This window comes from Seonamhaeicola sp. S2-3 (assembly GCF_001971785.1).
Classification (GTDB): domain Bacteria; phylum Bacteroidota; class Bacteroidia; order Flavobacteriales; family Flavobacteriaceae; genus Seonamhaeicola.
This window is the reverse complement of the sequence record NZ_CP019389.1, coordinates 2,693,919-2,715,050: the sequence shown is the minus strand read 5'-3', so window position 1 is coordinate 2,715,050 and position 21,132 is coordinate 2,693,919. Positions and strand designations below refer to the sequence as shown.

Below are 21,132 nucleotides of genomic sequence, written 5' to 3'. Positions count from 1 at the left end.
AAATTTAGTTATAATTTATTTGAAATTTATAAGTACCCGGATTAGCTATTATTTTAACTAATTCAGCATCTGAATTTTCTATTTTTAAGTTTGCACTTTCCTCAAACAGTCTGCCATTAACCGATAAATTATCGATTTTACCATAAGGAATAACAACTTCGGCTGTGGTGTTTGGAGGAATAACTGTTTCTAAATAAAATATACCATTTTCAATTTTCCATGAGGATGATGCTTCTCCGTAAGGTGTATTAACACTTGCCGATGCCGCAGTTAAAAAATCGGTATTTGGTTTTGGAGCTATTCTTAATTTTTTATACCCTGGTTCTAATGCTGCTAAACCAGCAATGCGCTCATACATCCACTGACCAACAGCTCCGTAAGCATAGTGGTTTAGGCTGTTCATACTTTGTGGGTTGTACCCTTTTGCCTTACTATAACTGTTCCAGCGTTCCCACATGGTGGTGGCGCCTTGGTTGATTGAATAAAACCATGATGGGTAAGTTTCCTTAAATAAAATTTTATACATTAAATCGATTTCGCCCATATCATCCAATACCTTTGGTAATATTGGGGTTCCTAAAAACCCTGTTCCTAAGTGGTTATCGGCTTTTTTTATTTCTTCGAGTAAATGTTTTTGAGCATTTACTTTGGTTTCAGGTTTTAACAAATCGAAATATATAGCCAGTAAATAACTGGTTTGAGTTTGCTTTTTGTTTTTAAACTTTCCGTTTTCATCAAAAAACTTTTCTTCAAAAGCAGCAGCGATAGCTTTATATAAAGCATTATATTTCTTTTGGTCATCAGTTTTACCAAGCACACCAGCTATTTTGGATACTAAATGGGCTGAATGCGCAAAATAAGCTGTGTTTACAAACAGTCTTGGTGTATCACCTCTATTTCCTATTTTTCCGTCTTTCTCAGGGTATGGCTGCAACCAATCTGCAAAAGAGTGGGTGTTTGGAATATAATCTTTGGTATTAGTCTGGTAATATCCTACCCATTTTTTGGCCATTTCAAAATTCGCTTCCAATACGGTTTTGTCACCCGTGATATTATAAATATCCCATGGAATAATAACACAAGCATCTCCCCACCCAGAACTGGCTTTATTACGCTGCAATACATCTGGTACAATAAAAGGAATTAAGCCATCATCATGTTCCGTTTGTGTTTCGCGCATACTTTGTAACCAAGCGGTCCAAAAGGCGTGGGTATCATAATTAAACATGGCGGTTGGCGAAATCACTTGAGCATCTCCCGTCCATCCTAAGCGTTCATCTCGCTGCGGGCAGTCCGTTGGGATATCCAAAAGATTACCACGTAAACCCCAAGTAATGTTGCTTTGCAGTTGATTTAATTTTTTATGAGAAGAGGTAAATGTTCCATTTTTTTCAAAATCGGAATGCTGCACCAATCCTTTTATCCAATTTGAATTGGGACTTACCGAAGCATCAAACCCTGATATTTCTACAAATTGAAAGCCATGGAAGGTAAATTTTGGCGTGTATTCGATAATGCCATCTTGAGCTGCGATGTAATAATCGGTTGATTTTGCTGAACGGTAATTTTCGGTATAAAACGTACCATCAGACAACAACATTTCTGAAAAACGAATGCTAAGTGTATCGCCTTTTTTCATGGGCACCTGTACTTTTGGTACACCAACCATATTTTGTTTCATATCGAAAACTACTGAAGATTCTGTAGCCGAAACAATTTCTGCATCTTCTAAAACAGCGGTTGTTTTTACCGTTTCATGGCGTTTGGGTTCTAGTTTTACCGAATCAACAATGTTTTCAGTTTCAACAGATTTCCAACTTGAATCATCAAAAGCGTTTGTTTTCCATTTTGGCATTTCTAGATTGGCATCATACACTTCACCATCATATAGGCCTGCCAATCTTATGGGACCATTGGTTGTGCCTTTCCAAGATGCATCTGAAACTATAGTACTTTTTGTACCATCTTTAAAGGTAACTTCTAACTGACAAAGAATTTTTGGCGAGGCGAAATTTTCGTAAAGCGCCTTTCCTCTGCTTATTCTTCCTGAATGCCAACCCGATGCCAATTCTACAGCTAAGGTGTTTTGTCCGGATTCTAATAAATTAGTAACATTATATGTTAAGGTTTCTATACGATGACTATATGGCGTCCAACCTGGTGGCAATACATCGTCGCTTACACCCTGTCCGTTTAAATGTACATCAAAAACCCCCTTGGCTGTAATATAAAGCCTTGCAGATTCAACTTGATTATTTAATTCAAACTCTTTTCTTAAATATTGAGGTCTGTGCATTAAAAAGTTACGTACGCCTTTAATGCTATCCTTTGCTGTATCTAACCCTACCCAATGCGCTTTCCAGTCTGAATTTTTTAATAAACCTAATTCAAAGTGATTGATTTCACTCCATTCGGAAGGCTCATTATCTTGATTCCAATATTTAACTTGCCAATATACTTTTTGACGCGACTGTAACTCAGATCCCTGATAATTCACAAAAGTAGATTGTGAACTTTCTTGCTTTTTAGAATCCCAAATATCGGGGTTATTGGGCAATAAATCTTCTGAAGAGGCTACCACTATTTGATAGGCCGATTGAAACTTAACATGTTTTGAAGTAGGTAATTTCCATGAAAATGTTGGCTTGCTATTATAAAATCCCATTGGATTTTCAAAACCTTCTGAGATTGTTAACTGATTTGGTTTTACGACCGCATCCTGTGTACAGGATAGCATTCCAATAAAAAAAATTGAAAAAGCAAATTTTAAAACTAGAAATTTATGTTTCATTAAAATTTATTAAAAATTGAAAAAATTATGTTGATTTGTTTAATAGCTTCTGTTCAAGGAAAACCTTTTCCGTAGTTGCTTCCTGTAATAAATTAATCTACTTTAATAGAGCAAGTAATTTCTGTTGAACCCTTTGAAAACATCAAAAGTAAAGGCAGTACTTCCATGCCTGGGACTTGATTAAAGATACGTTCTTTTTCCATGTCTTTAATTTTTATAGGAACATTGGAAACCACTTTAACAACGGCACCTTTTTTATGTATCTCTAAAGTTTTCTCTGAAGATTGGACAACCTTTTCTCCAGTTTGTGAAATAAGCGGAAGCACCAATGTATCTCCATTCTCTTCTCCTGTAATTCTACTCGCTTTTATAGTTGCAGCTTTTGCATCGATTAAATAATTTAATTTAAGACTAGAGTAACTTGAAACATTTTTTTTATCTCTATTTTTTAAATTTGTATTTACCCTAAAATGAATTACATTGTCCTTATCAAAAACATCGACTTTAGCTTTTAAATCGTAAATATTTGTATACCAGACATTGTCTACAAAGCGTTCTATTCTTGGAGTTAAACAAAAATCTTCACCAGGCTGCTCTTGTTGATTGTTAGGTTCTACAAGTAAATATTCGGCCATACTCGCGGTAAAAACTGGCCCTACTTTTTCATGCCATAGAACATTTAAAGCACCTCCTGTACCAGCAACAGAATATGGTTTTTTCCAAACTTGATCGTAAGAGGACACTGTAGCTCGCCATGGCCCTTTGGCAGCTAACCATACATCCAACTCTGAAAAGTGCTTTACACCATTCTTCATCTTCCGAGGAAGAGGCTTCTCTTTATCAACAGATTTTATTTCGGTCGCATTATCGAGTACAAAAGCTAAGTTTTTAGCATGGGAAAACGTATGATGAATACAGGGTTTCACACCATGGCTTTTATAATGCAAACCACCAGCTAAAAGGCCATTTACAGTACATCGTTCTAATAACTCTGTACTTAACACTGCCGCTGTACCAAATGCAGGGTTTCTATCAGCCATTAGTGAAAAAGCTGGTTGGCAGCCGTCTGTAGTGCGACTACCCCAATACGTCCATTTGTTTTGACGTGTTCCCCAACTATTATCCCAAGCCCCATCGGGTAACATGAACTCCAAATGACTATTCATAGACTCTGTTAACAATCGCAGTAACTCTTCGTCTTTCACTAAAACAGCATATTGAACAAGGCCATTTAGAGTTTCTTCAACATTATAGCCCAAATCTATAGGATAAAATCCTTTGGCACTTTTATCGTTATCTGGTTTATCTTCTCCAAAAATCAACTTATTGGGTTCAGTTAAATACTGTGGAATTAATGTTGCAAATTCTTTACTTTTTTTTATATATTTTTCTTCATCAAAATATTTTCCTAAAAAATACAAAGCATAAATGGCGGTAAAGCGATAATTAATATGACTAAAATGCATATCAAATCTTTCGTAAACGAATTCTATGGATGCCTTTAAACGTGCATCCCATTTCTCTTTCATCTCTTTAGATAGCAAATGACCATGATGGTGCAAAGCTTCGCCTAATGCAATGGCACCAAAAACAGTAATGCCGTTCCAAGATTTAGGGTTAATATCGTTAGTCCAACTGCCATTAGGTCCATCTACATTTTTAGACCACTCCATAAGCTTTATAGCGGCATCCAAATATTTTTGCTCTCCTGTTGCATCTGCCATGTACATGAAGGGGTAAATAGCATCATTACACCGCCCATGTATATCATCGCATGCGTGACAATATAAAGCACCATGGATTACTGAATTACTTTTATCGTATACTTGATCTCGAATCATAGCATCGCACCATATCTTTAACAAATTGAATGACTGTTTTTCAAAAGCAGTCATATTGTTAAAATTTTTCATCTTTGAATGCTTACCATTACAAGCGTTAAGAGGTAACATCATACCGATACTTGCAAATGCAGTAAGACCAACGAAAGAACGTCTTTTCATTATTTTATTTATTTATTTTATAAAGAATTCAATTTTATGAAAGCCAAAGTCTCGTATTATGTTGTATGTTAATTTTTAATAAAATATATGAAACAAACATTACATTGAATTTCTATTGTACGGAAAAAAGGTCTTGTTTTAAATTTCAATTTCGTCCTTTTTTATATGAATAAGTTTATTATAATTTACAAGAGGTAAAATGTTTTCTAAAAATTTAGCCAACCTCTTGTATAAACCTTCACCTCTTTTGGACATATACTAAATATAAAAGGTTGACTTTTTAGGGTTATAATCATAAAAAATGACATTATATAGTTTAAGTTTTTAAATAAATAAGAAAAAACATTTTTCCCTTTATTCAAGGAAGAAATGTTTAAACTGAACTTCAAAACTAATTCTTGATAATTTTTTTGACAAACACCTTGTTACCGCCTTTCATTTCAACAAGATACATACCACTTGTTAAAGAACTAACATCAATAGAAAGCGATGATTGACCATTTACTTTTCTTGTTAATATTTCTTGACCAATTAAAGAAAAAACCGATACTTGCTCAACATTAGAATCAAGCCCTTTAATACTCATTTGATTATTAACTGGATTCGAAACAAAAATAGAACTAACATCAAAATCATTAGTACTTAAAACTGTTGCAGCTTCAAAAACCCATTCATCAATACCTTCACGTGCCGCATTAGCAGCTCCTTGAAAATTAAACCCTCCATAATTGGTGTCTGGCTGAACATGTCTATAAAGCTGAGTGGTATTTGTTGTTGAAGCAATAATTTTATAAGCATTCGCATTTTCTGATGGAACTACAATAAATTTTGCTAAATCATTATTGTAAGGGTATGCATTACCACGAAACCTTATTCGTTGCCCTTGCTGATCTAATTCATTCAATTCGGCAACCCCTTTACCAGGAATAGCACTTATAAAATTAAAAACTTGATAAAAGCTGCCTGATCCTTCAGGAAATTCTACATATTCACCACTAAGCGGTTTAAATTCAAAAATTTGAGTGTTTGAAGTCTCATCTAAAGGAAACATTGTCATGAAATTGACTGATTCATCATGAACTGTAGGGTAAACATACTCGTCTACGTAATTCGGAGTTTTACTTTCATTAAAATCGTCTGGAGAAGGCAAGTAAGTTCTTAATCTCCAAGTACCTTCAGGAAAAAGTTGCGCATAGGTTTGAAATGTCATGAAGCTTAACATTAAAGCAATAATGTTTTTAAAAGTAATTTTTTTCATAATAAAAAGTTTTATTTAGTTAAGTCGGATAACCATTTATATGGTTATACCCTATAAAAATACATAGTTAGAAACACTTTTACTGTCATGGTTTATCCTGATAATTAAGCTTTGTTTGGATTTAATCTAATTATCAAAAATATTACTTCCGAATACCTCAAGTTAACGTAATAAAGTGTTTGAATTGATTTCCTTTAGATAAAGCCTACCCAATTTATCAAACTGATGAATACTTTTTTTATAAAGTTAGATTCGTTTACAACTTATAAAACTAAAGTCAAGACAGTTTTATTGATTTTATTAATCAATTAAATAAAAGGCTATAGTAAAATAATATTACTGGTTTCTTAATTTTTAAAACGAACGAAAGCACTAATCAATTCTTAATAATCTTAGCATAAACGGGTTTGTTTAAATCTAGTTTTAAAAAAAATATACCATTAGGCGAATCAAATAAATTTAAATTAACTTTGCCATTTTCTACACGTTTTTTACCTGATTTAACCAATTGTCCTTGAACATTATAAACCTCAAAACCAAGGCTTGTATAAGAGCTTGGCACGTTTACATTAAAAGCGCCAGAAGTTGGGTTAGGATAAACTGCTATATTTTCATCATTAAAATCTACTTGATTATTTGAAAGTTGATAGTCTAAACTATACTCCAAATAGGCCTTACCATCAGTATCTCCAGTTATGGTTTGATCAATAAAAGTAAGCTCTTGTCCTTTCCCCAAATACAAAGACACATCTGTTGTTCCTGTTTTTACTTGTGTTCTAACTACCGCAAACCTACCAGTAAAATTTATATCTAAATCTGTTAAATTTATGGTTACATTATCGTCATCATTAGACAGGACATAATCAATTATTTCTTGACCATTAAGGTTAGACACCACTTTCACACCAACCACTTTACCTTGGTTATAAATATATTCTGTGGAACTTATAGTGCTTTGCGAGTTTCCTGAAGGCTCATAAATAGCTACAAAAGGTTCGTCCCAAGCTTCTCCATATTTTCGCATAATAAACATTTGAGTGTCTTTATTATCGTAGCCATTACTTACCTCTTGAGTTGGTGGTGCTAAAGCCGAGGTATATTCTTTATTTACGCCTCCAGGAACATTTACATGTAGATACTTATTATCAAATTGTAAATCGAATCTTGCAGATACAGCATCTGCTGTAAGCGCAGATGTTTTAGCGTCGGAATACCAACGCCAACCAGGTTGTTTTCTATCATCTCCCACATCATTTTGATAGCGGTTTGGTGTATTGGTTAATGGTAAAAGGTTGTCACCTGTTTTCATTTGCATCACATCACCTAACCCATGAAACAAATAATCATGATAGTTGTTGGTTGTATTAGAAATTGATCTAAAAATATCAACATAATACCCCGTAGTAGGGCTTGTTCTAATAATGCTATTGGTACGCTGTTGGTCTAAATTATTTTGATTATCATCTAAAAACTGTGTAGAAAAACTAAAATTATCAGCTATAGGCTCTGCATAAACAGCAGGTTCACTAGCCTCCAAAACTATAGGGTCTACAATATTTTGCCAAGTTACATTCCCATTAGTTTTAGGCCCTCTACCAGAAGTCCCATTTACAATAATTGTATTATGTGCAGCATAAGAAACGGCATATTGTTCATGCAAATCAGTTCCATAACCATTAGAAGCTCCTCCAAAATCTGGACCAATAACATATCCTGCGCCATAAAGCTCCATATCCAATCCTGTAGCATGCGCATGCACATAAGTACCTCCTCCTGTATAATACATCAATCCATTTTCTACATCATCAACACCAGAATAATTTCTTTGCATCACAACCCCAGCATGAGTCGCTTTAACTGTACCATATCGCGGTTCTCCAGCGTCACTTATTTCAGGGTCTAAATTTACGCCCCATAATAATTGTAATGGATTTTGCCACTCTAAATTATCAGTCTCAATAACGGGATTATACCCCCCCTCTCTATCATATATTCTTTTAAGTGTAGAGATTGCCCTTTCCCTTATGTCGGTATAGCCTTTTCTATCGGCAATTTTTAATACGGTTATAAAGATTTTTGCATGATCGACAAAACTTCTGCCTATATCTCCATAAGCCATAGTTAAACCGTTTGGATATAAGAAATTTTCATAAATAAAGATACTTTCTAATAAATCTTTATTATTGTCAATAATATTAAGCTCTGGCTTATACATATCCACGATATTCATCATTTGAAGAAACAAAGCATGCGTAAATTTGGCATAACCAGTAGATTCTGGCCATAAACGATCCTCTTCACTAAACCTATCCAACATCCAATTAATTCCAGGTTGTTTAGAATTTGCGGCTCCATTTAATAGTTTGTCGAAATAAGAATCTCTTACTGCGTCGTACTCCATACACATAACGCTATAAAGCGCTCCTGGTAGTTCCAAAACAGGATGGTTAGAATTATTACCACCAAGATCTATAACATTATCGGCCATAACCTCAAAAGCTTCTTGCGACATATCAAAATCAAACGGAACACGTGTATCGCTATCTATATCATAAACTGTTGTGCTTCCTTTTTTTAAGAATGGCTGTACAAAATCATATGTCATTGCAACACGAGTAAATAATTCACGTGGTGGAATTAAGTGGTTAAAATTAGACGAAGAATAAAACTCAAATGAGACATCTTGTACACTTAACATTTTAACATATTGATATAGAATATCTGCCGATAACTGTGCATATTGCTCATCTCCAGTAAGATAATATAAAAAAGAAGATTCTGCTGCTGTATTGAGGCGCCCTCTGTGTACAGTTCGATCTCCTGGTATATCTGGTATTCGGCTTATTATAAAACTTGGATTAGAAGAATGAATGCTTTTTAAGGTAGCCTGTCTATTTACTAACTGATTAAACATACTGCTAGCCCAATCATATTGTGCTATATTATCGAGGATATCCTGTTTATCCGAATCTGAAACCCATATATGTGGGTGAACGAGCGACTGTGGGCCACCTGAAACTGGATTAGATAAGAAATCTTTAAACTCAAAATTATCAAAATCCATTGTTGCCATTGGCAAAAACGAGTTGTATTGAAATTTAAAGCTCCCCAACCCTAAATCTGGATTTTTTGAAGCCACATCGTTAAATACTTTAGTTGTGCCTACCCAAATTTCCCAAGTATCATCACCAATAGATTCAGAACTTCCATCTGGGGCTAAGTAGGTTTGCATGCTACCTGAGTTGTTTACAATAAAAGTAATGGTTTGATTTCCTGAAAAATCTTCCGATTTTGTACTACCATTATCCAATATTTTCAAATAAAAATTACCCTCTGTAGTACTAATTCCTAATCCAAATCTACTGTGAACATTAGCTAAAGCCGTACCTGAAGCATCAAAATTAGGTCCAAAATAAAAAGGAATTTCTCTACGCTTTAAAGAAGCATCCAAATCATCTGTTGGATCATTATTAGTCACCTCAAAATCAAATTGCATTTGCATAAAGGTAGGTTCGGGCACTAAAGGCAGACCAGGTGTTCGATAAAAATACGATGGGTATCTTCCAGTCTTAGTAAATCTAAGAGCCCCATTTGTAATACTAGCAGTTACTAAGGAACTATTGCTTATATCACTGAGTTCGCCATCATTTGGCTTGTCGTTTATATAATCTAATATAGATGACGACGATTCAAAATCTTGGGTGAAAATTTGAGCATTCAAAGGGATTGAAATACATAATAAGATTAATGCAAAAAGTTGATTTTTCATTATTTTCGAAGTTATTTTAAAATATGATTTTCTTTATATAAATAGTATTATTACTATATTTTTCAGTTGATATTATCCTAACAGTCTTGACTCTCAAAAGTTTGTTTCTTATTAAACAATTAAAGTCTATTAGAGCTTTACGGTGTACTTAAACCTTCCAGATTTTATAATTTCAGACATACTAGGCAATTGAATTCTTGCTTCACAATTAGGGGGAATACTACCCGAATATTCATAAGTATTATCGTCTAATTTCTTCCACTCTGCCTTTATTTCGCCATGAATAGAATTATAACTTGCCTTAGCAAAATCCATAGCTTTAATAAAGTTTGGTTTTAAAATAATTTTTTGAAAACCTGGATTGGTTGTATCTGCATTAATTCCCACCATATGACGATAAAAGAAATTATCTACTGCCCCCATAAAATGATGTATATCCGAAGCTTCAAATTTATAGCCTTCCGGCAAGGTTGTAGCCCCTTCTTTTACCATCCAACCAAATGATGGCCATTCTTCATCGACGACTACTTTATGCATTAAGTCTGCATAGCCATTTTTAGGTAAATATTCGTAAGCTGAGTGCACTGTAAAGACACCTCCCCATAGATGGTAGTTTTTATCTTTTACAATATTATCAACAACGCGTTTTTCTAATTGTGCTTTATACTGTTCTGGAACAATCCCGTAATTAAGTGCTAAAATATTCACTACAGGTAAAAACTCATTAAATTCCTTTAAGCCAGCATACTCCACTTTTTCTTCATCAAAAGCCCATTTTTGAATGCCTGCATGAATGCGCTTTACTTGCTGTTCTAACTCTTTTTTATCTTTTTTCTTTCCCAATTTATCTGCCATATAAGCTAATCGCTTTAATACCAAATAAAAATTCATAGAAGCTATTACCTCATTCCCTCCGGGCTTACCGCGTCCTTTATAAGTGGCGTCGTAAGGTGGTACCCAATCGTTATAGGCTTCAGAAAACATACCATCTTTTTCTTTAGAGTTATTATGTTCCCAGGAATAATCTACCCAGAGCATCATTTTATCCCAATACTCCTCAAACAGTCTAGTATCTCCATAATAATTATACATATACCAAGGTACATGCACCCCTGCAGACGACCATAGTGTAGACCTGCCCGAACGGTATTTATTTGAGGGCGCAACAGCCGACAAAGCGCCTGCTTCTGTTTGAGTATCCCAAATATCGCGCGTAAACTTGGTCATTACAGCTGCCACATCATAATTAGCCATGCCATATTCTAAACCTGTAACCACATCTCCTAACCATCCATTCTTTTCTCGATTAGGGCAATCGGTTAAAATGCTGTGCAAGTTAAATATGAAAGACTTTCTACAAATATTATCAACTGCATTTACGGTCTCATCAGATGATGTAAAATGCCCTACTCTTGGCACATCAGAATGTACAAACTTAACCTCAACATCGTCCTTTGTAATTGTTGTTTTATAACCTTTTACCTGCACGTAACGATAGCCTTTATAAGAAAAACGACATTCTGCAAATTCTTCTTTTTCGCCCTTACCAATGTAAGCCATTTGTTGCCAACGCCCAGGTTGTCCTGCGGAAGTTGGGTCCTTATGCTCGCCATAAAAAATCGTGACTTGCTGTCCTTTTTTAAGATTTTTAAGTCTTAAGCGAATCCAACCGGAATGATTTGTTCCTGTATCTATCCATTGTCCATAATTTCCTCTAGGTTGGATATCTACGGGTTTAAACGTTTTAGTTACCCGAATAGGCTGGCACATTTGTGAGACTATTTCACCTCCTGGATGTGGTGCCGGATTAACAAATTCCCAATTTGAATCATTGTAGCTTGCCAAATTCCAGTCTTTTATTTCTTTTCTAGCATCGTAAATTTCGCCCATATGAGGTCCATCGTATATAATCGGGCCTCCCGTTACTTTCCACGATAGGTCACTAACCACATTTTCTTCTGTACCATCCTCATAAGTTACTTTTATCAGGCACATTAATTTGGGCTGCCCAATATATCCGTCTTTTTTATAAAAGCCCCAATGGTCGTAGGCTAACTGGCCGTAGTTCCCTCTGCCCAACATAACACCTACCATATTATCTCCGTTTTTTACGGCATCGGTAATATCATGTGTGGCATACAGAATTGTTTTTCTGTAATCTGTCCACCCTGGATCTAATACTTGGTCTCCAATACGCTTACCGTTTATAAATAGTTCGTAGTACCCCAAGCCACTTATATATGCTTTGGCTTGTTTGATTTTTTTGTTTACGTTAAACCTTTTTCGTAATAAAGGTGCAGCATCATAAGGATTATCATGATGAAAATAATAGCGTTCAAACATAGTCATGCTTGCTCCAAAGTAACTTGGCAATTGAAATTGCAAGGCTTTAGATTCGATATCTTTTCTTTTCCACCATTCCTTTTCCCATTGGTCTTGTGGTTTCCATGCTATCCATTGTGCATTTTTCCAATCTTCTTTTTCCAATAAACCTGTTGAAAATTGAGCCGTTTCACTCCAAGGAGATACTGTGTTGTTTTTATCCCACACTCGCACTTTCCAATAATATTCTGATGCTGGTTTTAAAGGCTCCCCATTGTATTCAATTTGTGTGGATTGATTGCTTCTTATTTTTTTTGAGTTGAAAGCATCCCCCAGATTATTATCTATTTGTTCTTTTGATGTTGCAACAATAAGCTGATAGGCTTTTTGAAATTGTCCGCTTTCATCTGATTTTAATTTCCAAAAAAATCTTGGCTTTAAAACATCTACACCTTCTGGATTTGTTCGATACTCTAATTTAAGATCATAAGGTTGGATTTGTGCTACTGCCGATAACCCGATAATAAAAAATAAATAAAAAAATATTTTCGTTTTCATAACATGAAATGTTTTAATATACTCTTCTAAGCTTAATACCGCTCAATCTGGTTTTTCCTTTTTTCACTTTAAACCCAACGGTTATTCCTTTGTCGTTTTCAACAGTAATTAAAAAGCGTTTGGCAACGCCACGATTGTCTCCGTATTCTTGTTTTAGGTTTAAATCACTCCAAATGGTTTTACCGTTTACCTCAATATTCATGATATTATCTTCCTTTGTTTCTAACTCCGCCAAGAGTAAGGTCAATTCGTAAGTACCTTTAGGAACATCAAATTTATAGGCATCAATACCAATTAACTGTGTTTGATAAATGGGGTCATTCTCAGTCCCCTTTACACTAACATCGGTACCAATGGTATTTCTTCGTTTACTAGGGTGTCTTAACAATTCTCCGCCTACATAGCCAAAACTGCCTTCCTCATAAGCTTTATCGGGCATCCATAAATAATCTATATTATCGGTTTCAATAAAATAACAGTATGAACCAACATTTATGGCTATTTCCTTAAACGGGTTGGTTTCACTTTTTAAGTTTTTAGGCTGAAGTGTAAACTCTATAATTGCAAAATCTTTTAATAGTTCTCCGTCTTTCTCTGAAACAACTTCAATTAAGTTATTTCCATCCTTCAAAGGTACATTGAAAGTGGCTGTAGAAAAATCAAATACTTTTTTACCTAGCGAAGTTCCGTTTACAAACAATTCCACATCTTTTCCATTGCCAACTACTGTTATTGGTTGTGTAGCAACGTCGCCTCCTACGGCATCTGCTATTCCAGCTCTTTTTTTCCAAGACTTAGAGGCTATTGCCAAAAATGGCGTTTTCTTTAATAATGCTTGATATAAGTAATACGCGTCTTTTTTCTTTCTATCGACAGAAACTAAACCTTTACTATTAATATGCGGTACGGCATCTTTTCGGTGTTCTACCTGAAAATCGGCATAGTTCCAAACATTTGCTCCCACAATTTCTGGCATATCTAAAATGGTTTTCATATAAGCCTTATGAAGTTCAAATTGATATTCTACACTAAAGTCGAATCGAGTAGGATTGTAAGAGCGTATTCTTGGGTCTGCGCCTCCACCATACTCACTTAAAATAAAAGGCTTATCTGGGTTTAATGCCAGAGAACGCTCTACTAAACTTCTTAGGTTTTTATCAATATCTTCTAGTTCTTCAACATACCAGCCGTAATACTTATTGTATCCCACTAAGTCGGTAACTCGAATTCCAAAACCATCTTGGTATGCCGGTTCTCTAAAAAAAACGGAATATGAATACCGTGTTTTATCTTCATCTTTAATAGTTTTAGCTAAAGCTTTATGAGTGTCTACAAAATGCTCTATATAGTCTTCTCCTAGCTTTTCGGGAGACTTCATGGTGGTTTCGTTCCCTAAATTCCAAGCCACAATTGCAGGGTTGTTATAATTAAAACGAATGGCTTCTTTTAGCATATTTATGCTGTTTTGTTTTCCGGCCTCGTTAGCAGCCGCTTTATCTACAAAAGGAATTTCGAGTGTAGCCACAAAGCCTAGTTTATTACACATTTCTAAAATAGCCGGATCTTGCGGATAATGGGCAATTCGTAAAAAATTAGACCCCATTTCTTTAAGTAACCTCATATCATTACGATGAATTTCATCACTTACTGCATTGGCTTTTCCTTGAAAATCTTGATGTCTGCAAGTACCAATTAACTTGGTTTGTTTCCCATTGATAAAGAAGCCTTTGTCTGCATCGAAACTAAACCATCTGAAACCCACAGGATTTTCCACACGGTCTAAAACCTGTGCATTTTCATCAACTATTTCAGAAACCAATTTGTATAAATAGGGGCTTTCTGGCGACCATAATTCTGGTTCTTTAATAGAAAAATCACTAAACACATCTTTACCAAATTCAGATTTTGTTTTAACTTCTTTTACTAAGTTATTATCTGCATTAAACAAAGATTGCTTTACATAATATTTTCCTTTTTTAGGTCTTACTAATTTAGACTGTACCGAGACTTTTGCAGAAGCCTGAGAAACCTCTGGTGTTCTAATAAAAACAGCATTAGCTCCTAAATTTGCTACTTCAAAATGTATTGGTTTTGTAATAATTAAATGCACGTCTCTATAAATGCCACCATAAAAAGAAAAATCTGCTGCCTGAGGCACAATTTCATCGTTGTGCGCATTGTTTACTTTTATTGCTATTTTGTTGGCTCCTTCTCTTAATGCCGAAGTAATATCTCTGGCAAATGTGGTATAGCCTCCAATATGATCTTCGCTCACCGGTTTTTCATTGACATACAGCGATGTGACTTGGTTGGCGGCTTCAAACAACAGAAACACCTTCTGGTCTTTATATACTTGTGGAATTTCCAATGTTTTTTTATACCAAGCATCTCCTCGGTAATAACCATCTTCATCATCTAAAATATCTTCTGTATTCCACGAATGTGGAAAGGTTACTTTTTCCCATTCTACAGAAATCTCATTTGAAAAAGGACTATCTAAACTTCCTTTATAAAAATGCCAAGCATCGTTAATGGTTTCTATATGCCTGACTTGTTGTGCATAAATAGAACTAGAACTAATAGACGCTACAAGCAAAAAAATAAATAATTTTCTCATTTTAATTTTATTTTTTCATTCTATTTTTCATAGTGTAAAACCCGCTAAAGGTTTTCTTCAGACACACTAAAAGTCAGACTACTAGCAACCCTAGGTGATGCTAAAAACTCCCAACCTTCCATCAAACAGAATATTTTTTCTATAATTTAGTTTTAATATTCTAAAGAAAAGCCCTCTATAGCAAACCTAGACAGAGGGCTCTTACTACTAAACTAAATTCAAATTATCTACCTAAACAGGTATTTAAACTTTGGTTTCTAAAAACCAGAACCTAACTTTTAAACTTTTAATAAGGCTTATTTCTAACTGGGTCATTTATATAATGGCCTACACCATTTTTAAACACGTAATTATGTCTTCTAACCCGCTCCCATTGTGACGTGGCTGTAGTTGGCAAAGGAGCTGGAGCTCTATTTATTTCTACTCTCCATTGCCAATCTCTATGAAATGCTATTAAGCCGTCATCTCCAGGTATTAACGTTTGAAATAAATACCTTTCATCTCTTATTTCCAATTGTGGTACCTGAGCTACGTAAGCATCTACAATATGATAATTTAAAACTGCTTTTAATCTTTCCATTTCCTCGGGTGTATCAACACGTGACATAACTTCGGCTGCTGACAACTCTCGGGTTACTTCCTCTCCGTTAATTATTTCGGTAACTGTTGTACTTGGATCTCCAGTTACAATATCTATAACATCTCCATTACCTCTAAAAGCCCCATTATTTAGCAGTAAATATGTTCTTTCAGTGGTAGCTGTTTGATTATAAATATCCTCATAACCCGCTTTTTTAATTGCTTCTACCATATAATTGAGTTTTTCATTATCGAATTCTCCCTCTTCTGTAAAAGCTGTCTGGGTTTGAATATATTCCCAAGCAGTTAAATTACCATAAGGTTCTGTTAAATCAACATCTGGTTTGAAATCGAAACTCTCCTGAACATCTAAACTGCATGAAGTAAACAGGGCACTAATACATAGTATCAATACAACTTTAAATCTTATATATGTTTTCATAATTCTACTTTTTAATAATCTTGATTTTGATCCAATAAGGGGTTCTCTATTAAATGCTCATTGTGTATAGGCCATAATAACCTAGCTTCTGAAGTAATTGGTGCAGCATCTGTTACCGTTTCTAAAATTGGATTTAGTACCTCCATAGCTTTGTTGTTTCTAACTAAATCCCACCATCTTTTACCTTCACCAAATAATTCAAACTGGCGTTCGTCTAATATAAAATCTAACCGCTCATCTTGTGTTGCCCCAAATTCTGCTTCATCCACTAGAGGTAATTGTCTGGCGGTTCGTATTTGATTTACAAGAGCCAATGCTGCTGCGCCATCAGCTTGCAGGAAGTTTTCTGCTTCAGCTAAAAGCAATATCATATCAGCGTAACGGTATAATACTATATCTGTGTCATCAGTATTACGATCAAAATTTACTTGATTCCATTTTGCTGTTCTAGCTTCACCTATTTCTACACTTCCAAAACCTTCAACTCGGCCTTGGCGCGAGAAATAATATCTCCAATCACCGTAAACAGGGACTTCTACCTCGTCAACTCCCCCCATTCCATTATCTACAAATTCAATTTTTGTTAGCGCAGGATCTGTATTAGGGTATTTAGTAACCCACTCTGTAGAGTCTATTGGAAATTTTTCACGCCACTTGTTCTCTACTGCTGGTGACATAACATAAGATGGAATCCCTCCAAAGAACAGTTCTCTAATGGCAGACCTATTATTTCTAGACCCTCCAAAATCTCTATCTTCCTCAACATCATAACGTATAGATAAAATAAGTTCTGGACCTTCTTGAATCTTACCTAAACACCCTGGGCACCTAGTAGCTTCATCTGGATTGTTATAGAACAATTCATCCCATGCTTCTGGTGTGGTAACCAAACGGTGCTCACCTAAAGCCATCATGTTTTCAATGGCTTTTTTAGCTTTTGGATAATCATTTAACCACATATAAACCTCGGCTTGCAAACAATAGATACTGGCTCTTGAAAATCTAAATTTATTAGTTCGTGTGGTCATCAACTCTTCAGCACGCAACATATCTGGAATAACCACCTCATTCATAATTATGTCACCATCAGTAACCGGTTTTAAAGCTTCTGAAAGCTGTTCTACAGATTTAGTGAATAATGGAACAGCTCCCCATACTCTTACAGCGTCAAAATACATTTTAGCTCTTAGTGCTAAAGCTTCTGCTAGGTAATTTTCGTTAACACTGGGTATGTTTGGGGCGTTATTAATAACCTCATTGGCGCGATCTATTGAGCGATACAATCTATCCCATCTTACTGCTCCATTACCTGGAGTAATGTTATTATTAACTATCTCTATTTGATCTTGATTCGCTGTACCAAAAGGCGCATGGTTATCGGATCTGAACTCACCCCAAAAAAAAGTTTTATCTCTATAAGTTCCTTGAACACCATCGTAAACTCCCATGAGTGCAGCTTCAAGATTGTCGTTATTGGTAAAAAAACTATCTGGTGATATTTCACTAATTGGTGTTTCTTCTACAAGGTCTTCACATGAATAAGCACTAACCAATACTAGCAATAGACATGCAATACCTTTTATTTGATTGAATTTACTATCTTTTAACATGTTATTTTTTTCTAAAATTTAACGCTTAATCCTAATATGATTTCTCGATCATTAGGGTATCTTAAATTATCTACATTGGGTTGCAATGCATTACCTCTGTTACCTATTTCAGGGTTATATCCGATATAGTTTGTCCAAGTTAAAACATTATTAACAGCAAGATTTATGGAAGCCTTTTTTACAAAACTTAACCTACTCAACAAATCCTTAGATAGATTACACCTGAATTTTATATATCTCCATTTAATATAACTACCATCGGTTACAAAGAAACTATTAGGTCTATTTCTATTTTGTGCAACACGATCTAAACGTGGGTAAACAGTTACATCTCCAGGGTTTCTCCAAGCGCCTTCTATACGATCAGGCCCTGGGGTTTCTCCTCCAGAGTTTAAATCGTTTCTAGTCTCATCCCAACGTCTATAAATATCTTGCCCCAAACTATAATCAAAAAGCACACTAGCAGAAAAGTTTTTATATTTTAAATCATGAGAAAACCCACCATATATGGTTGATAAACCATTACCCAATATTTCCCTGTCGTCAACAGTAATATTAAAATCACCATCAGTATCCTTCCAAATAATATCACCTCCTTCAAGAGTTCTATTACCAGCCTTTATTTGATTTACATCACCAGTATAATTAGACCCGTTAAGCGTATAATTAACAAATGCGCCTGTATCATCAAAATTGGGTGTTAATTGTACCCCCTCAGGTGTAAATGCATTAGACTCATCATATTGAAAAACACCCAAATTCACATATCCAAAGATGTTACCAACAGGTTGCCCTTCTTCTATTCTATACTGTCCGCTCTCAAACGGCACTCCTCCATCTAACTTAACCACTTCATTTTCAAGAAGCCCTATATTGAAATTACTACTCCAAGAGAAATTTTTAGTTTTAAGAATGGTTCCACTTATATTGAAGTCTATCCCCTTGTTGTTAACAGCTCCTACGTTTTTACGAATACCCGAATAACCTGACTCTTCAGGCAAGGGAACAACGGCTAAAAGGTCTTTGGTTTCTTTTTTCCAAAGGTCAATATTTATTTCCAGCCTACTCTTAAACATAGATAAATCCAAACCTAAATTCGTAGAGGTAGTTTCTTCCCAACCTAATTCTGAGTTACCTAAACGTGTTGGTGCTATACCACTAATACCGTTGTAAGTAAATCCTGTTTCTAAAGCATTATAGGCATCATAATTTGCTATACGCTCATTCCCCACAACACCATACCCTGCTCTTATCAATAAATTATTAACAGTTTTATTTCCTTTAAGGAAATTCTCGTTACTTACTCTCCACCCTAAAGTTGCAGAAGGGAAATAACCAAACTTATTATCTTTACCAAACCTTGATGATCCATCCCGGCGGATTGTAGCTCCTACTAAATATTTATCGTCAAAATCATAGTTAAAACCAGCAAATAAAGAGTATAAGTTATGTCTTTCATCAAAATTATTTGACGTTATCGTTCCTGGTGCCGCATTATTGAACGTAGAAACCAAATCATTAGTAAATTCTAGAGATCGAAAATCAGAATACTCTCTAAAATATTTTTGAATTTGCATACCGCTAATAACTTGTAAATCGTGCTTATCCCAAGTGTTTTTATAGGTTAGAATATTCTCTTGCTGGATATCGTAAGTCATATCTTGCTGCTCTCTACCATTAGGATCTCCACTCTCAAACGATCCTGATATACGTTGAGGTCGAAAATCGTTTCGCTTCAAAAGCCTCCAATTCACACCTAAGGTAGATCTTATTTTAAGCTTAGGAAGTATTTCTAACTCTGCATAATTAAATAATTGCATACGGTAATTTCTATTTTTCAGAGTTCTTAATTCTGCCTCGGCCAGAATATTTGCCCGTGCTGCTAAATTGGGTGTAAATGAACCATCTGGTTCATATAACGGGTAGTAGGGTATACGTTCTGCTAGTTGCTGCAAAACTGAGGTTTCAGATATACCATTAGCTTCATCATACGACAAGTTTATTCTAGTTCCCAACTTTAATGTTTTTGTGGCGTCAGAATCCAACCTAACTTGGGTATTAATTCTTTTATATCCAGTATTTCTAACCAGCCCTTCTTCATTAACAAACCCAGTATTCCATCGAAATCTTGTTTTTTCGCCACCACCACTTAACGCTAAATTAGTTTGATGCCTTATTGCGGGGCGCATTACCAATTTCTGTAAATCATAAGAATTTCTATTAAGTAAACTTAAGGAGTCTAGCTCTCGAGTGGTAAGTTGTGTGGGGTCGTTTGCTCTAGCCCTATCCATGGCTATTCTTTGTTTGGTATTTGAAACACGCAAATCGCCAACCAAATTATTAACACCTGTAGTAGTAGTAACCTCTAAGCTAAGGTCGCCTGATTTACCAGACTTCGTTGTGATTAATACCACACCATTAGCCGCTCGCGACCCGTAGATTGCTGCCGAGGCACCATCCTTTAAAACTTCAAAAGATGCTATATCAGCTGGATCAAGATTATCAATATCTTCAAGCTGTTGCCCATCGACAACATACAGCGGACTAGTACCACTTCCAAAAGTAGACACCCCACGAACCCTGATATCGAAACCAGAACCAGGAGCATTGTTAGTAAGAATTTGTACACCAGCTAACTTTCCTTGCACACCTTCAAAAACCTGTACAGGGGTGGCTTGTTCAATGCTCTCTGATTTAATACCCGACATTGCTCCCAAAACTTTTTTACGCTCAATCGCCGCATAACCAATAACAACTACTTCATCTAAACTTGCAACATCCTCTTCTAATGTTACATTAATAATATTTTCATTACCAACATGAACTTCCTGAGCTTTGTAACCTACATAAGAAAAAACCAATGTTTTACTGCCAGTTTTAAGGTTTATTACATATTCTCCATCAAAATCTGAGGAAACACCGTTATTAGTTCCTTTTTGTATAACATTTACACCTGGCAACGGGATTCCATTGGCATCATAAATGCTTCCTGCCACTTGTTGCTGTGTTTGAGCCTCAATAGCAATGGCACTGGACAACATGAACACAACTATCCATGTTAGCCCAGAAACACACCATCTTTTTTTGTAATTGTGTTTCATTTTTAGTTTAAGTTTTAACATATAATTTAGTTTAAATTAATTCATTTGATAGGTCAAAATCACCACCCTAATAATATCATAT

The 21,132-nt window shown here is 35.2% G+C and carries 9 protein-coding genes; all 9 read right to left on the bottom strand.

Annotated elements, in window-relative coordinates:
- Positions 1-4: 4 nt before the first annotated feature.
- The 9 genes from BWZ22_RS11735 to BWZ22_RS11695 all read right to left on the bottom strand — a co-directional run bounded on the left by BWZ22_RS11735 (position 5) and on the right by BWZ22_RS11695 (position 21,071).
- Positions 5-2,791: an alpha-L-rhamnosidase gene (locus BWZ22_RS11735; RefSeq protein ID WP_076700203.1), complete on the bottom strand. Its 2,787-nt coding sequence runs from the start codon at positions 2,789-2,791 to the stop codon at positions 5-7.
- 92 nt (positions 2,792-2,883) lie between these two features.
- Positions 2,884-4,746 carry a hypothetical protein gene (locus tag BWZ22_RS11730; protein ID WP_198027605.1) on the bottom strand — a complete coding sequence of 621 codons (1,863 nt, stop codon included), beginning with the start codon at positions 4,744-4,746 and terminating at the stop codon, positions 2,884-2,886.
- 439 nt (positions 4,747-5,185) lie between these two features.
- Entirely contained in the window at positions 5,186-6,052 is an 867-nt protein-coding gene (locus tag BWZ22_RS11725) for a T9SS type A sorting domain-containing protein (RefSeq protein ID WP_076700200.1), read from the bottom strand.
- Positions 6,053-6,428: 376 nt separating this feature from the next.
- Positions 6,429-9,821: a T9SS type A sorting domain-containing protein gene (locus BWZ22_RS11720; protein WP_083692324.1), complete on the bottom strand. Its 3,393-nt coding sequence runs from the start codon at positions 9,819-9,821 to the stop codon at positions 6,429-6,431.
- Positions 9,822-9,950: 129 nt separating this feature from the next.
- The gene (locus BWZ22_RS11715; protein WP_076700197.1) at positions 9,951-12,701 is read right to left on the bottom strand and encodes a family 78 glycoside hydrolase catalytic domain; all 2,751 of its coding nucleotides are present in this window, start codon (positions 12,699-12,701) and stop codon (positions 9,951-9,953) included.
- A gap of 13 nt (positions 12,702-12,714) precedes the next feature.
- Entirely contained in the window at positions 12,715-15,318 is a 2,604-nt protein-coding gene (locus tag BWZ22_RS11710) for a glycoside hydrolase family 2 protein (protein WP_076700196.1), read from the bottom strand.
- Positions 15,319-15,604: 286 nt separating this feature from the next.
- On the bottom strand, positions 15,605-16,339 hold the full coding sequence (locus BWZ22_RS11705) for a hypothetical protein (protein WP_076700195.1): 735 nt from the start codon (positions 16,337-16,339) through the stop codon (positions 15,605-15,607).
- Positions 16,340-16,350: 11 nt separating this feature from the next.
- Positions 16,351-17,949, bottom strand: a complete 1,599-nt coding sequence (locus tag BWZ22_RS11700; RefSeq protein ID WP_076700193.1) for a RagB/SusD family nutrient uptake outer membrane protein — start codon at positions 17,947-17,949, stop codon at positions 16,351-16,353.
- Positions 17,950-17,960: 11 nt separating this feature from the next.
- A complete protein-coding gene (locus tag BWZ22_RS11695; RefSeq protein WP_076700192.1) occupies positions 17,961-21,071 on the bottom strand; it encodes a TonB-dependent receptor in 3,111 nt (1,036 codons plus the stop codon).
- Between the last annotated feature and the right edge of the window lie 61 nt (positions 21,072-21,132).